The sequence below is a fragment of the Sphingomonas bacterium genome, assembly GCF_028292945.1.
Lineage (GTDB): Bacteria > Pseudomonadota > Alphaproteobacteria > Sphingomonadales > Sphingomonadaceae > Sphingomonas.
Genome location: NZ_JAQGLJ010000076.1, coordinates 12,356 through 27,667 on the forward strand (window position 1 = coordinate 12,356; position 15,312 = coordinate 27,667).

General features: G+C 68.2%; 14 protein-coding genes. 7 read left to right on the top strand and 7 right to left on the bottom strand.

Translation table 11 applies throughout. The annotated features are described in order from the left end of the window. Positions 1–55: 55 nt before the first annotated feature. The 5 genes from JWN21_RS09180 (at position 56) to gyrB (ending at position 6,986) form a co-directional block, all read left to right on the top strand. Positions 56–847 carry a Coq4 family protein gene (locus JWN21_RS09180; RefSeq protein ID WP_299648766.1) on the top strand — a complete coding sequence of 264 codons (792 nt, stop codon included), beginning with the start codon at positions 56–58 and terminating at the stop codon, positions 845–847. A gap of 299 nt (positions 848–1,146) precedes the next feature. Beyond that, the gene (gene recF, locus JWN21_RS09185) at positions 1,147–2,190 is read left to right on the top strand and encodes a DNA replication/repair protein RecF (RefSeq protein WP_299648769.1); all 1,044 of its coding nucleotides are present in this window, start codon (positions 1,147–1,149) and stop codon (positions 2,188–2,190) included. A gap of 83 nt (positions 2,191–2,273) precedes the next feature. Beyond that, on the top strand, positions 2,274–3,020 hold the full coding sequence (locus JWN21_RS09190) for an OmpA family protein (RefSeq protein ID WP_299648772.1): 747 nt from the start codon (positions 2,274–2,276) through the stop codon (positions 3,018–3,020). Between the two features lie 143 nt (positions 3,021–3,163). Continuing rightward, positions 3,164–4,396, top strand: coding sequence for an MFS transporter (locus tag JWN21_RS09195; RefSeq protein ID WP_299648774.1), 1,233 nt, complete (start codon positions 3,164–3,166; stop codon positions 4,394–4,396). Positions 4,397–4,436: 40 nt separating this feature from the next. Then, positions 4,437–6,986 (top strand): DNA topoisomerase (ATP-hydrolyzing) subunit B, encoded by a 2,550-nt coding sequence (gyrB, locus tag JWN21_RS09200; RefSeq protein WP_299648777.1) that lies wholly within the window; start codon positions 4,437–4,439, stop codon positions 6,984–6,986. Here gyrB and JWN21_RS09205 read toward each other — a convergent pair. From JWN21_RS09205 to JWN21_RS09230, 6 genes are all read right to left on the bottom strand, one after another. Further along, entirely contained in the window at positions 6,983–7,123 is a 141-nt protein-coding gene (locus JWN21_RS09205; RefSeq protein WP_299648780.1) for a hypothetical protein, read from the bottom strand. The genes gyrB and JWN21_RS09205 overlap by 4 nt on opposite strands. 253 nt (positions 7,124–7,376) lie before the next feature. Beyond that, positions 7,377–8,138 carry an exonuclease domain-containing protein gene (locus JWN21_RS09210; RefSeq protein WP_299648783.1) on the bottom strand — a complete coding sequence of 254 codons (762 nt, stop codon included), beginning with the start codon at positions 8,136–8,138 and terminating at the stop codon, positions 7,377–7,379. A 30-nt stretch (positions 8,139–8,168) separates the two neighbouring features. Further along, positions 8,169–8,681, bottom strand: a complete 513-nt coding sequence (locus JWN21_RS09215; protein ID WP_299648785.1) for a PH domain-containing protein — start codon at positions 8,679–8,681, stop codon at positions 8,169–8,171. Between the two features lie 173 nt (positions 8,682–8,854). Beyond that, positions 8,855–10,237, bottom strand: a complete 1,383-nt coding sequence (pgmG, locus tag JWN21_RS09220; protein ID WP_299648851.1) for a phosphoglucomutase/phosphomannomutase PgmG — start codon at positions 10,235–10,237, stop codon at positions 8,855–8,857. Between the two features lie 107 nt (positions 10,238–10,344). Then, positions 10,345–10,632, bottom strand: coding sequence for a J domain-containing protein (locus tag JWN21_RS09225; protein WP_299648788.1), 288 nt, complete (start codon positions 10,630–10,632; stop codon positions 10,345–10,347). Further along, the gene (locus tag JWN21_RS09230) at positions 10,629–11,444 is read right to left on the bottom strand and encodes a division plane positioning ATPase MipZ (protein ID WP_299648791.1); all 816 of its coding nucleotides are present in this window, start codon (positions 11,442–11,444) and stop codon (positions 10,629–10,631) included. The genes JWN21_RS09225 and JWN21_RS09230 overlap by 4 nt, the downstream gene beginning before the upstream one ends. A 96-nt stretch (positions 11,445–11,540) precedes the next feature. On the opposite strand from JWN21_RS09230, the gene panC reads away from it, so the two are divergent. Beyond that, complete coding sequence (gene panC / locus JWN21_RS09235; protein WP_299648794.1) at positions 11,541–12,383, top strand: pantoate--beta-alanine ligase; 843 nt, start codon at positions 11,541–11,543, stop codon at positions 12,381–12,383. Between the two features lie 71 nt (positions 12,384–12,454). Then, a complete protein-coding gene (locus JWN21_RS09240; protein ID WP_299648797.1) occupies positions 12,455–12,751 on the top strand; it encodes an SEL1-like repeat protein in 297 nt (98 codons plus the stop codon). On the opposite strand, the gene topA is transcribed toward JWN21_RS09240, so the two are convergent. After that, positions 12,748–15,300, bottom strand: a complete 2,553-nt coding sequence (gene topA / locus JWN21_RS09245; protein WP_299648800.1) for a type I DNA topoisomerase — start codon at positions 15,298–15,300, stop codon at positions 12,748–12,750. The two genes, JWN21_RS09240 and topA, sit on opposite strands and share 4 nt — an antisense overlap. Positions 15,301–15,312 lie beyond the last annotated feature (12 nt).

The following is a 15,312-nucleotide window of genomic DNA, read 5'->3' on the forward strand; positions in this document are numbered from 1 at the left end:
TTGACATGGCCGGGCGCACCCACTATTGACATCAGTGTCAGTAAGGAGCTTCCGCATGACAAAGATGCCCCCCTTTCCCGGCACCACCGGACGTCGCGACTGGAAGACGGCGTTCGACGCCATCAGGAAGCTGCTCGCGAACGGCGACGACACGACGCAGGTATTCCGCATCATGCGCGCGCTGAACGTCGGCTCGGGCCCGAGCGGATATGCGCGGCTGATCGCTACGCCCGAGGGCGGGCGGATCGCGAGCAGGCAGGTGGAGCTGGCGCAGCGCTTCACCGACAAGGCGTGGATCGCATCGTTCGCGCCCGGCACGGTCGGCGCCGCCTATCGCGAGTTCCTGGAGACCACCGGCTATACGGCCGACGGGCTGGTCGAGGTCAGCCGCGTCAATCCGATCGAGGACCTGCAGCACCCCTATGCCTGGTATGGCCGCCGTTCGCGCGACGTGCACGACATCTGGCACGTGCTGACCGGGTACAAGGCCGATGAAAGCATGGGCGAGGCGGCGCTGGTGGCTTTCTCCTATGCGCAGCTGGGCGGGCTCGGCTGGGCGTTCATCGGCGCCGCCGCGGCGCTCAAGAGCCTGAAGGTGACGGGCAATCGCCTGTTCGCCAAGGCGGTGATCGAGGGTTATCGCCACGGGCGCAAGGCCAAGTGGATGATCGGCGAGGACTATGAGGCGCTGCTCGCTGAGCCGATCGACGCGGCGCGCAAGCGGCTGAACATCCTGGAGCCGGTCGCGTACAAGCACGCGCAGCGTGAGCTGGGGCCGCTGGCGTCGTATCTGAGCACGAGGAAGGACGAGACCGCGCCGACCGAGCCGCAGAAGCTGGCGGCGTAAGCTACGGCGAAAAGGACTCGTCCTTAGCGCATGCATCGACCCGAAGTTCGGTTCACTCCGGCGCGGCCGACTGGGCCCGGGCTTCCGCCGGGGAGGCATTTGGGTCGATTGGAATACCTCTCCTTTGATCCGTTGCCACTTGCGCCGCCGTTTCTAACATACGGCTGACCCGCAGCTATTCCCTCCCCGGCGGGCCGGCAGGGCCGCGGGCGCGGCCGGTTGGGGTCCGGGCCGCACCGGGAAAAGAGGCATGCCGGCGCTGCATGACGGAGGGATGCAAGACCGCTAAGCCGACTGCGATGCTGTCGCGCCTCGTGCTCACCGATTACCGCAACCACGCCACGCTGAGCCTCACGCCCGGCGTCGGGCTGGTCGTGCTGACGGGCGAGAACGGCGCGGGCAAGACCAACGTGCTGGAGGCGGTGTCGCTGCTCGCCCCCGGGCGCGGCCTGCGGCGCGCCAGTCTGGGCCAGATCGCGCGGAGCGACGGGCCGGGTGGGTTCGGGGTCGCGGCGACGATTGTTGACGGTGTGGAGCTGGCGACTGGGACGCGCGCCGATGCGCCCGAGCGTCGCGTGCTGCGGATTCAGGGCGCGCCGGCCGCGACCACCGCGCTCGCCGAATGGCTGGCGGTGCTGTGGCTGACCCCGGCGATGGATCGGCTGTTCGTCGAGGCGGCGGGCGGGCGGCGGCGCTTCCTCGACCGGCTGGTGCTCGCCCTGGACCCGGCGCACGCGCGTCATGCGCAGCGCTATGACGCCGCGATGCGCGCGCGCAACCGGCTGCTCGGCGATCCGAAAAGTGCCGACCCGGCGTGGCTCACCGCGCTGGAAACACAGATGGCGGAGCATGGCGAAGTCATCGACGGCGCGCGACGCGATGCGGTGGCGTTGCTGGACGACCGCCTAGCGGTTGCACCACCCGGCCCGTTCGCGCGCGCGCGCGTCGCGCTGAATGGCTCGGGCGACGACACGCCGCTGCTCGACGCGCTGCGCCGCGGCCGCGCGCGAGATGCCGCGGCCGGTCGCACATTGGCGGGTCCTCATCGCAGCGATCTGTACGTGATTCATCGCGACAAGAACCAGACGGCGGCGCTCGCCTCGACCGGCGAGCAGAAGGCGCTGCTGCTCGGTATCGTGCTCGCGCATGCCGAACTGGTCGCCGAGCGACGTGGCGCCAGGCCCGTGCTGCTGCTGGACGAGGTCGCCGCGCACCTCGATCCGCTGCGTCGCGCGGCGCTGTTCGACCGGCTTTCGGACGGCGGCCAGACCTGGATGACGGGGACGGAGGATGCGCTGTTCGCGGACATCGGCGCGGACGCCACGCGGGTGCGGCTCGGCTGAACGCCTGCTGTCGGCCCGGCTCAGACGCCGTTCAAGCCACGCGGTCCAAACACGTCGCTATGGCGGGGGCCATGGAGGTGTTTATGCGTACCAAGATCCTTATGACCGCCGCGCTGCTGGCGACCACCCTTGGCGCCGGTCCGGCGCTGGCGCAGGACCGCTGGGACTGGCGGCCGGGCGATTACCGGTTGGTCGGCGCGGGCGTACCGAACCTGTATCCCGAACTGCGCGGCTCCGTTCGCGGGCGTGCATTCGTGATGCGCAACTTCGACTTCAACCGTGACGGCCGCGTGCAGCCGCGCGAGGCGTCGGCTGCCAACCGTGCTTTTGCACAAGAGGCCGGGCCGCGACGCGACCGCTTCGACTGGGATCGCCGTGGCCAAGTCGTCGTCGTCGAGGAGCGTCGCACCTGGGATCGCGGCGCGATGCAGAATTACGGCTTTCGCCAGACCCAGCGCGGCGCGACGCTGACGCTGGCGGAGGAGGTGCTGTTCGCGACCGCCAGCGCGACGCTGCGCCCCGGCGCGATCGACCGGCTGCGGCCGCTGGCTGAATATCTGCGCGACAATCCCGGCGTGCGCGTCACGATCGACGGACACACCGATGCGCGCGGGTCCGATGCGTACAACCAGGACCTGTCCGAGCGTCGCGCCGCCAGCGTCCGCGAGGCGTTCGACGCGATGGGTGTGACGCGCGCCCGATTTCAGGTGGTCGGCCATGGCGAGGCGCAGCCGGTCGCGAGCAACGCGACGACGGCGGGCCAGCGGCAGAACCGCCGGGTCGAAGTCACCCTGCTCGGCCGCCGCGCGAGTGAGTTCGCGCGCCGCTGAGTGGTGGGAGGGGCGGCGCGCGGCTGGCTGTAGCGCGCCGTCCCTGATTGTTCGTTGACTAGCTTAGACCCTCCCCGGCGAAGCCGGGGAGGGTCCTGGGTTGTCGGCTGGCCTCTGGTGGCCACCGCCGCTACGCTGACTTCATGGCCCAGCCCGTCTCATCCGGCAAAAGCGAGTGGCGCCTCGGCTGGCCGGTGGTCGCCGCCGCGATGATCGGCATCGGCACGGGGCCGGGGCTGTTCCAGAACCTGTCGAGCCTGTTCACGCCGGGCATGGTCGCGGAGTTCGGCTGGACGCGCGGGCAGATCGCGACGGCATCCGGCGTCGGGCTGTTGGGCGGCTTCGCGGCACCGTTCCTGGGCCGCTTCACCGACCGGGTGGGCGTGCGCGCGATGATCGTCGCGGCGATGTTGTTGCTGGGCGCGGCCTATGCCGGTCTGGCAGTGATGACCGGCCGCATCTGGCAATATCAGTTCGCGGTGTTCTGCCTCGCGCTGACCGTGCCGGGGACGGGATCGCTGGTCTATGGCAAGCTGGTGGCGGCGCGGTTTGCCGCGCATCGAGGGCTGGCGCTGGCGGTGGCGACGTCGGGCCTGTCGATCACGACGCTGGTGCTGCCGTCGATCGTCGCAGCCGTGATTGCCGGCTATGGCTGGCGTGGCGGGTTCTGGGCGTTGGGCGCGGCGGTGTCGCTGGTCGCCCTGCCGCTGGTCATGCTGGCGCTGCGCGAGGCACCCAGGCTGGCGAAACCCGATCCGGCGATCGACCCGGACGCGGCACCGGTCGCGGGCATGACCGGCGCGGAGGCGCGGCGCTCCGGAAAGTTCTGGGCGCTGGGTGGTGCCGCACTGCTGATCAACGTCGCCACCAACGGGCTGGTCACGCAGATGGTGCCGTTCGGGCTCGAACGCGGGCTGACCGCGGCACAGGCGGCGCTGCTGCTGGCGAGCTTCGGCGCGTCTCAGATCGTTGGGCGGTTTGCGATGGGCTTCCTGGTCGATCGCTATTCTGCCCCGCCGCTGGCGACTGCCGCCGCGACGATCTCCGCGGTCGCGTTCATCGGCTTGCAGTGGCAGTCGCCAGGCTTCGCGGCGATGATGGCGCTGATCTTCGCTGCCGGGTTGATGAACGGTGCGGAGCATGACCTGCTGCCGTATCTGACCAGCCGATTGTTCGGGCTGAAGGCCTATGGCGAGGTCTATGGCTCGTTGCTGGTCCTGGCGCTGATCGGAACCGCCACCGGCATCGTCGGGTTCGGGCGGCTGCACGATGCGACCGGCGGCTATGACATCGCGCTGGCGGTCGCGGCCGTCGCGCTGGTACTCGCGGGGCTGCTGTTCCTGACACTCGGGCGGACGCCGCCCGCCCGGCACTGAGACGGGCATTTCGCTAGGCTAAGCAGCCCCGAGTCCCTATATGCTGGGCATGAGCGATACGCCTGCTGACTCCGCCGAAAATCCCAACGCCAACAGCTATGGCGCGTCCTCGATCAAGGTGCTGAAGGGCCTGGACGCGGTACGCAAGCGGCCGGGCATGTACATCGGCGACACCGACGACGGATCGGGCCTGCACCACATGGTCTTCGAGGTCTCCGACAACGCGATCGACGAGGCGCTGGCGGGGCATTGCGACCGCATCGACATCCAGCTCAATCCCGATGGATCGGTGTCGGTGACCGACAACGGGCGGGGCATTCCGACGGGCATCCACGAGGAAGAAGGCGTGTCGGCGGCCGAGGTCATCATGACCCAGCTGCATGCCGGCGGAAAGTTCGACAACACCAACGACGATAATGCCTACAAGGTCTCCGGCGGGCTGCACGGCGTCGGCGTGTCGGTGGTCAACGCGTTGAGCGAATGGCTCGACCTGACGATCTGGCGCGACGGCGAAGAGAATAACATGCGCTTCGCGTTTGGCGACGCGGTGGCGCCGTTGAAGGTCGTCGGGCCGTCGAACGGCCGCAAGGGCACGCGCGTCACCTTTCTGCCTTCGCCCGCGACGTTCAAGATCGTTGAGTTCGACTTCGAAAAGCTGGAGCACCGCTTCCGCGAGCTGGCGTTCCTCAACTCGGGCGTGCGGCTGTTCCTGACGGACGCGCGCCACGACGAGCCGAAGACGGTGGAGCTGTACTACGAAGGCGGGATCGCCGCGTTCGTGAAGTATCTCGACCGCTCGAAGGCACCGCTGTTTCCCGAGCCGATCGCGATCAGCGGCCAGCGCGACGACATCGGCATCGACGTGGCCCTGGAGTGGAACGACAGCTATTACGAGAACGTCCTCGCGTTCACGAACAACATCCCCCAGCGTGACGGCGGCACGCATATCGCTGCGTTTCGATCGGCGCTGACGCGGACGCTGAACGGCTATGCGGAGCGGTCCGGCATCCTCAAGAAGGAGAAGATCCAGCTTACCGGCGAGGACATGCGCGAAGGCCTGACGGCGATCGTCTCGGTCAAGCTGCCCGATCCGAAGTTCTCGTCACAGACCAAGGACAAGCTGGTATCCTCGGAGGTGCGCCAGCCGCTGGAGGCGCTGCTCGCCGACAAGCTTGCGGAATGGCTGGAGGAAAACCCGCAGAACGCGCGTCAGATCATCCAGAAAACGATCGACGCCGCCGCGGCGCGCGAGGCCGCCAAAAAGGCGCGCGAGGCGAGCCGCAAATCGGTGATGGGCGTGGCCTCGCTGCCTGGCAAGCTCGCCGACTGCCAGGAGCGCGACCCCGCCAAGTCCGAGCTGTTCCTGGTCGAGGGCGACTCTGCCGGCGGTTCCGCCAAGCAGGGCCGAGATCGGCATTTCCAGGCGATCCTGCCGTTGCGTGGCAAGATCCTCAACACCGAGCGCGCGCGGTTCGACCGGATGATCTCGTCCAAGGAGATCGGCACGCTGATCCAGGCAATGGGGACAGGCATCGGGCGCGACGACTTCAACGCCGACAAGCTGCGCTACCACAAGATCGTCATCATGACGGACGCCGATGTCGACGGCGCGCATATCCGCACGCTGCTGCTGACGTTCTTCTATCGCCAGATGCCGGAGCTGATCACGCGCGGGCACCTCTTCATCGCGCAGCCGCCCCTGTACAAGGCGACAAAGGGCCGGTCGGAAGTGTATCTGAAGGACGACGCTGCGCTGGACGAATATCTGGTCGACGGCGGCGTCGCGGGCACCGTGCTGGAGGCCGCGACGGGGCCGCGATCGGGCGGCGACCTGCGCGATCTGGTCGAGCATGCGCGGCGCATGCGGACACTGATGCGCTATGTGCCGCGCCGCTATGACGCGGGCATCGTCGAGGCGCTGGCGTTGGGCGGTGCGCTCGACCCGGCGGCGGAACGCGAGGCACGCGTGCAAAGCGTCCAGGCGGTGACACGACAGCTGGATGCGGGCGACGAAGACGCGCGTTGGACCGCGACGCTGACCGAGGAAGGTGGCATCCATTTCGAGCGGCTGTGGCGCGGCGTCACCGATCACCACATCGTCGAGGCGAGCTTCCTGCAATCCACCGAGGCGCGCAAGCTGCACACGCTCGCGGCCGAGCAGGCGGAGGCGTATGCGCACCCGGGCAAGCTCGTGCCCTCGAAGTCGGCTGCTGCTGCCGCGAAACCCGATCCGGAGGTGTCGGCCACGACGGCCGAGGACGATACGCCGACCGATGAGGAAGGCCGCACCACAATGGCGCCCACACGCGGCGCGGCGATCGTGTCGCGGCCATCGCACCTGCTTGACGCGATCCTGGCGGCGGGGCGCAAAGGGCTGGCGATCCAGCGCTACAAGGGGCTGGGCGAGATGAACGCCGACCAGCTGTGGGAGACCACGCTGGACCCCGGCCACCGCACCATGCTGCGCGTGACGACGGAAGATACGGCGGCGGCGGACGACGTGTTCTCGCGGCTGATGGGCGAGGTGGTCGAGCCGCGCCGTGAGTTCATCCAGGACAATGCGCTGAATGTGGCGAACCTGGACGTCTAGACGCTCAGCCACATGTTGGCGGCGGTGCGCGAGATGAACAGTTGCGAGCGTTCGCCGCCGTGGAGAAGCTTACGCGCGGCGGCCTGGTCCAGGCTGGCACGCAGCACCGGCGCGAACCTGTCTGCGTCCGACCGCACGAACTCGCCGTCACGCGCTGGATGCGTTCGATGATCTTGGCCGGCCTGTCGCCATAGCAGCGGAGATCGAACAGGATACGCGCGGCGCCCTCGGCGGCGCGGATCCTGGTCATGCCCTGCTTCAGCTCCATCTTGAGCCCGCGATGCTTCAGAGCAACAGCTCCTGCACAGGCCCGCGATGCTTCAGAGCAACAGCTCCTGCGCAGGCCCGCGATGCTTCAGAGCAACAGCTCCTGCGCAGGCCCGCGATGCTTCAGAGCAACAGCTCCTGCGCAGACGCCTTGCCGACCGTGCCGCCGCCGCTGCGTCGGTCGAATTCGGTCTGCGCGGTGAAGCGCACGTCCGGATCGCGATCGGAAAGATAGCTCATCAGCGAGTCGTAGCTCAGCTCGCCCCACTCCTTGCCGCGATCGGGGCCGTATCGCACGCGGGGCAGCAGGCCGGGTCCGCGCGACCATTCCACCAGCTGCGCGACGCTCGCCTCGTTGAGCATGTCGCGCAGGTGGTGCGCGGTGACATAGGCGTCGGGAAAGGCGCGATGCGCGGGCAGTCCGCGCTCGTGGTCGAGCCCCACGGGGTTGCGCCAGTAGCGCAGGATCTGGTTGGAAAAGGCCGGGCTGTCGGGCCACAGCCGCAGCGCGCATTTCCAGGTGCAGATCCAGTCGGCATCGCGGGTCAGGGCGGACGTGCAGAAGCCCTGCTCGAAACTCGCGCGATGCGCCGCCAGCGCGACGCGGCGCGGCCAGGGATCCAGGATCGGGCGTGCGCAGTCATGCCACCACGGCGCGTCGGCAACATCCTCGTCGCGGATGTGATGCACCGCCATGGTGACGGGCGGGATGGCGCGGCCGGGATTGACGAGGCGGTGACCCCCCTGCCCTTCCAGCTCCCAGCGGCCGTCAGCCTTGAGCGCCACGTCCTGCCAGCCGATCTCCACCACCCCGTGCGCAGGCGGGGCGTTGCCGGTGGTCTCTAGGTCAATGACGCGGACGATCTGAGGAGGAGGCGAAGGCATGTGCCCGTCAAATGGGCGCAGGCGGCGCTTTTATCCAGCGGCGGGGTCGAAACCCTGATGATCCATGTCGATCTCGCGCACGCCACGCCGCTGTCGCGCGCGCTCGACCAGCCCGCGCAGCCCCTCGCGCCGAGCGCGCGCATGCGGCACGTCGGCGAGGATGAATTGCGTGTCGCCCGTCGTCCGGTCGGTCGAGGTCAGCGTCAGCGTACCGATATCGGCCATTTGCCCGAGCAGGGAGAAGTCGAGGCGGACGTCCTTGATCCGGTACAGCTCGATTTCATCGATCGTCTTCATGACAAGGCCGCGGCAGACGATCAGCCGCTGGTCGGTGACCTGGTAGGAGGTGGCGAGCGTCCCCAGCCAACGGACCAGAACGACCAGCAGCGCAACGCCCGTGGCGGCGAGGAACAGCGGGTTCGACGTGGCGATCGTCGCTCCGATGCCGGCGAGGGCCAGCAGCACCGTGCCGAGGCCGGCCAGGCTGCCGTACAGCCAGCGGCCGGTGGACGTGCGGAACTGGTCGACGGGGGTCTCGGGCATGAGGGGAAGCTAATGCGGAACGAAGGCGAGGTGAAGCCCACCGCACCGTCATGCTGAACTTGTTTCAGCATCCACGCGCGAAGCAAGCATCACTCCCTGCGTCGAGGTGATCGCATGGACCCTGAAACAAGTTCAGGGTGACGAAAGAAGGAGCGAGGCGGCGAAGGCTCAACTCAATGCGCTACCTGCTCCCCTCTTACGAGGCCGGATCGCGCGAGCTGGTCGTCGATCGCGGTCATCAGCCGATCGAGCCCCGGTTGGTCCTTTGCCTCCGCGCGCGCGACGAGCACGTCCTGCGTGTTCGATGCGCGCAGCAGCCACCAGCCGTCGGGGGTCGTGACGCGCGCGCCGTCGATCGCGTTGAGGTCCGCCCCCTCGGCGGTGAGCCGTTCCAGCACCTCGTCGACCACCGCGAACTTGCGCGCCTCGTCGACCTGGAACCGCATCTCGGGCGTCGTGAACAGCACTGGCATGCTCCCACGCAGTTCGGTGAGCGAGCGACCCGACTGATGCACCGCGCCGATCAGGCGAACGGCGGCAAACTGCGCATCGTCGAACCCGTACCACCCTTGCGCGAAGAAGATGTGCCCCGACATCTCGCCCGCGAGCGGCGCGTCGGTCTCGCGCATCCTGGTCTTGATCAGGCTGTGGCCGGTCTTCCACATGTCCGGCTTGCCGCCGAGTGCGGCAATGCGGTCGAACAACATCCCGCTGGCCTTGACGTCGGCGATGATCGTTGCGCCGGGCCGCACCTTCAGCACCGGCTCGGCCAGGATCGAGAGCAGCTGGTCGCCCCAGATCACCCGCCCCTCGCCGTCGATCGCGCCGATACGGTCGCCGTCGCCGTCGAACGCGAGACCGAAATCGAGCCGCTTCTCCGCCACCAGCCGCTTCAGGTCGGCGAGGTTCGCCTCCACGGTGGGGTCGGGATGGTGGTTGGGGAAAGTGCCGTCCACGCGCGCATGAATGACGTGGTGCTCGCCCGGCAGCAGCTGCACCAGCCGCTCGATCACCGGGCCCGCGGCACCGTTGCCGGGATCCCAGCCGATGCGATAGCTGCCGCCCGCATAGCCGGCGAACAGGCGCTGGACGTAGTTCTCGAACACGTCGGTGGTCGAGACTTCGCCCGCCCCCTCCTCCCAGTCGCCAGCCTCCGCAAGCGCGGCAAGATTTTGAATGTCCGCGCCGTAGAAAGGGCGGTGTCCGAGCACCATCTTGAAGCCGTTATACTCGGCCGGGTTGTGACTGCCCGTCACCTGCACGCCGGCATCCACCTCGAGCGTCGCTTCGGCGTAGTAGAGCATCGGCGTCGGGCCGAGGCCGATGCGCACGACGTCGACGCCACCGGCGGTCAGGCCCTCCACCAGCGCCGCCTCCAGCTCGGGCGACGACACGCGTCCGTCATAGCCGGTCGCCACGCGCGTGCCGCCCGCGCGCCGCACGCGCGTCGCGAAGCCGCGGCCCAGTGCGACCGCATCGGCGGGGCCGAGGGTGCGCCCGACGATGCCGCGCACGTCGTATTCGCGCAGCGCGGTAGGGTCGAAGCGGTGTGTCACGAGCATTTCCCTTCGTCCGTCATGCCGGCCCTGAGCCGGCATCCAACACGGTTCGGACGTAGACCTTCGCCATCATCGGCATCGATCGCTCGACCATGGACCCCGGCTCAAGGCCGGGGTGACGGAGGTTGGTTCCCAAGCAATACATCCCGCGCCGCGTTTACCCGCCGCGCCAGCTCGGCCGAACCGCCCTTGTCCGGGTGGACGCCGGACGCGAGCCGTCGGTGCGCGGCGCGGATCTCGTCGGCATCGGCATCAGGACCCACACCCAGCACCGCGCGCGCCTCGCGTTCGTTCGGCAGCGCCAGCGGCGCTTTCCGCTTTGGCGTCATGAACGACCGCAGCAGCAGGAACAGCGCCACTGCACCCGCGACGAGCAGGATGAGCTTGATCATGCCGGCTCAAACACCCCGCGCTGCGCCTCCGCGAGCGGCCGATCGGGCAGCGACAGTGCCGCCATCATCTCGCGCAGTTCCTGGCGCGCGGCGACATGCGCCAGGCCCATCTGTCCGAACGCCTTGGAATCGATCATCGTCAGCCCGGCGGGGAACAGCTCGCGATAGATGACGCGCTCGCCGAGTCCCGGAATGAGACGGAAGCCGACGCGCTTGGCGAGCTGCGTCAGCGCCTCCTGCACCCGGCGCATGTTGCGCGCCTCGATATGCTGGAGCCGATTGCGCAGCACGACCCAGTCGATCGTCGCGCCATCGGTACGAGCGCGACTCTTGCGCGCATCCCAGATCAGTTCGGAATAAAAGGACGGGCGCGTCACCTTGTACGTCTCCGGATCGACCTGCCCGATCAGGTCGAAATCGACGAAACTGTCGTTCATCGGCGTCACCAGCGTGTCCGCGCGCGTCGCCGCCGTGCGCGCGAACGGATCGTCGCGCCCTGGCGTGTCGATGACGAGATAGTCCGCGCCGACCAGCAGCCGCGCGTACAGGTCCTCGAAGTTCGCGTCCGTCTTGCCGTCACCCGTCGCATGGACCGGCATCGGCAGGTCGGTGCCGGTGCGCTTCACGGTTGCGGCACGATTGTCGAGATACCGACCGACGGTCCGCTGGCGGTGGTCCAGATCCAGGCAGGCGACGCGCGCGCCCTTCGCCGCCAGCGCGATCGCGACATGAACGGCGGTGGTGGATTTGCCCGTGCCACCCTTTTCGTTGGCGAAGACGATGACGTGGGTATTGTCGGGCCCGCTGGGCAAGGCGTTTCCCCTAATGGTACGGCGGCCTGATCAGGTCGGTTGATCGTCGCCGCCAGCCTTTATAAAGGATTGGCACCGGTTTGTTGAGGGGGAAGCGTGCAGACCGTTCGACAACTGAGCGACCTGCGCGCTTGCGTCGCCGCGTTCCGCGCGGCCGGCGAGCGCATCGCGCTGGTACCGACCATGGGCGCGCTCCATGCCGGTCACATGGCGCTGATCGACGCCGCGCGTGGGCCGGGCACGCGCGTCATCGCGTCGATCTTCGTCAATCCCAAGCAGTTCGGGCCGGCGGAGGATCTGTCACGCTACCCTCGGCGCGAAGCGGGCGACGCGCGCGCGCTTGTCGCTGCCGGATGCGACCTGCTGTGGGCACCGACGGTCGAGACGATGTATCCCGAGGGGTTCGCGACCACCGTCGGCGTCTCGGGCGTAAGCGAGCATTGGGACGGCGCCACCCGGCCGGGCCATTTCGACGGTGTCGCGACGGTGGTCGCCAAGCTCTTCAACCAGGTCGCACCCGACATCGCCTATTTCGGCGAGAAGGACTGGCAGCAGCTGGCGGTCGTGCGTCGCTTGGTCGCCGATCTGGACATGACGGTGGAGATCGTCGGCGTGCCGACGCAGCGCGACGACGACGGCGTCGCGCTGTCGTCGCGCAACATCTATCTGGCGCCCGAAGAACGCAGCGTCGCGGTCGCCCTGCCGCGCGCGCTGGGGATCGCGGCGCGGGCGATCGAACGCGGCGAACCGACGGCGGACGCGCTCGCGCAGGCGCGCGCGACGCTCGAACAGGCGGGCTTCGTCATCGACTATGTGGACGTGGCGGACGCCGAATCCCTGGCTCCCGATCCCCCGGTTGAGAGACCCCGCCGCCTGCTCGCCGCCGCTCGGCTCGGCGGGACGCGGCTGATCGATAATTTGGCTATTGGACAGAGTTAACGGCGTTAACCATTTGGTGAGACGAATCGCTCCATCCTGCAGGCAAGGATCCACCAAACGGGGCTTTCTACATGGGCAACTCAGCCAAGAGCGCGCAATTCCTCCTCGACAGCCGACTGGCAGCCGCCGCGCGCGGCAACGCGGACGCGCTGTACGATCTGGGTGTCTGCTATTCGACCGGCACGGCCGGCGTCGCCATCGACCTGGTCGAGGCGCACAAGTGGTTCAACCTGGCAGCGGTCTCCGGCTCGGTAGAGGCGCAGGAATCTCGCAGCGAAGTCGCCGAGGACATGACCGCGCGCGAGATCGCCAGCGCGCAGGCGGCCGCCCGCGCGTGGCTCAACGCTTCGCGCCGGATGGCTGCCTAGGCCTTCTTCGTCGCCGCCTTCTTGGCGGCGGGCTTCTTGGGTGCAGCCTTTTTCTTCACCGGCTTCTTGCCCTTCTTGGCGGGAGCCGCCGCCGCACGGGCGTCGAGCAGTTGCGCGGCCTCCTCCAGGGTCAGCGCGGACTGATCGATCGTCTTGGGCAGGGTCGCGTTGGTCGTCCCGTCGGTGACGTACGCGCCGTAGCGGCCCTCCATCAGCTTGATCGCGGCACCGTTTCGCGGATGTTCGCCCAGCTCCCGCAATGGTGCCTGCGCGGCCCCGCGCTGCGGACGTCCGCCGCCAGCCGCGGCTTCGGCGAGCTTGACGACGGCAGCGTTCATCCCCGTCTCGAACACCTCCGCGGTCGATTGCAGCCGCGCATATTTTCCGGCGTGCATCAGATACGGGCCATAGCGCCCGATCGCGGCGGTGATCGGCTCGCCCGTTTCCGGATGCGTGCCGACGGTGCGCGGCAGGCTCAACAGCTTGAGCGCCAGCTCAAGCGTCAGCTCGCCCCCTGTTGATTCAAGGGCATCCTTGGGGATCGACGCGCGCTTGGCCTCCTTGCCTTCGCCGAGCTGGATGTAGGGTCCAAACCGCCCCGACTTGCGCTCCACCGGCAGCCCCGTATCCGGATCCTGCCCCAGCTGTTCGGGCGTCGCGTCCGCCCCCTCCGCGCCCTCGCCGCCCTGACCGAAGCGGCGCGTGAACTTGCATTCGGGATAGTTGGAGCAGGCGACGAACGCGCCGAACTTGCCACCGCGCAACGCCAGCTTGCCCGCCCCGCAATTCGGACACAGCCGGGGGTCGGCGCCGTCGGCGCGCTCGGGGAACAGATATGGCGCGAGGAACAGGTCGAGCTCGGCGGTGATCGCCGACGGCTGCTGCTCCATCACCTCGGCGGTCTTGGGCTTGAAATCGTGCCAGAACCGATCGAGCACCGCCTGCCACCCGGCGCGGCCGCCCGACACGTCGTCGAGCTGCTCCTCCAGCCCGGCGGTGTAGTCATAGCCGACATATTGCTCGAAGAAACGTTCGAGGAAGGCGGTTACCAGTCGGCCGCTCTCCTCGGCGATGAAGCGGTTCTTCTCGACCCGGACGTACTCGCGGTCCTTCAGCGTCTTGATGATAGACGCATAGGTGGAGGGCCGCCCGATGCCGAGCTCCTCCATCCGCTTGACCAGCGAGGCTTCCGAAAAGCGCGGCGGCGGCTGGGTGAAATGCTGCTCGGCGGCGACGCCGGTCTTGGCGGGCGCGTCGCCTTCCTTGAGGCGCGGCAGGCGCTTGGCGTCCTCTGCCTCCTCGTCCGAACCCTCCTCGTAGAGCGCGAGATAGCCGGGAAAAAGCACCACCTGCCCGGTCGCGCGGATGACGTGGCGGCCGGTGCCCTCGGCCATGTCGATCGTCGTCCGCTCCAGCCGCGCCGACGCCATCTGGCTGGCAAGCGCGCGCTTCCAGACCAGATCGTAGAGCCGCGCATGATCGCCCGCGCCAACCTTGTCGCGGCCGAACTCCGTGGGCCGGATCGCCTCATGCGCTTCCTGCGCATTCTTGGCCTTGGCGGTGTAGTGGCGCGGCTTGTCGGGGACATAGCCGGCGTCATAGCGGCTCGCGACCGCCGCGCGGGCGGCCGAGATCGCGGAATGATCCATCTGCACGCCGTCGGTGCGCATGTAGGTGATCGCGCCATCCTCGTAGAGCTGCTGCGCGATCCGCATCGTGTGATCGGCGGAAAAACCGAGCTTGCGCGACGCTTCCTGCTGCAGCGTCGAAGTAGTGAAGGGCGGCGGCGGGTTGCGGGTGAGCGGCTTGGTCTCGACGCGCTCGACCTTGAACTGCCCAGCCTCGACGTCGGCCCTGGCCCGTGAGGCATCGCCCTCGTTGCCGATCGCCAGCCGATCGAGCTTCTTGCCCTCCCACTGGATCAGGCGCGCGGTGAACGGCGTGCCGTCCTGCTCAAGGCTTGCGGTGACCGACCAATATTCCTGCGCCCGGAAGGCCTCGATCTCGCGCTCGCGCTCGACGATCAGGCGCAGCGACACCGACTGTACGCGCCCTGCGGACTTGGCGCCGGGCAGCTTGCGCCACAGCACCGGCGACAGCGTGAAGCCGACCAGGTAATCGAGCGCGCGGCGTGCCTTGTAGGCGTCGATCAGGTCGGTATCGAGCTCGCGCGGTCGCTTCATTGCGTCCGTCACCGCCTGTTTGGTGATCGCGTTGAAGGTGACGCGCTCGACCTCCTTGGGCAGCGCCTTGCGGCCGCGCAGCACCTCTTGCACGTGCCACGAGATCGCCTCGCCCTCGCGATCGGGATCGGTCGCGAGGATCAGCCGGTCGGCGGTCTTGGACAGGTCGGCGATCGCCTTGAGCTGCTTGGCCTTGTCCGCGTAATTCTCCCACTGCATCGCGAACCCGTCGTCCGGATCGACCGAGCCGTCCTTGGGCGGCAGGTCGCGGACGTGACCATAGGAGGCGAGCACGCGATACTCCGACCCGAGATACTTCTCGATGGTCTTGGCCTTGGCCGGCGATTCGACGATGACGAGCTGCATGGGGTGAAACGG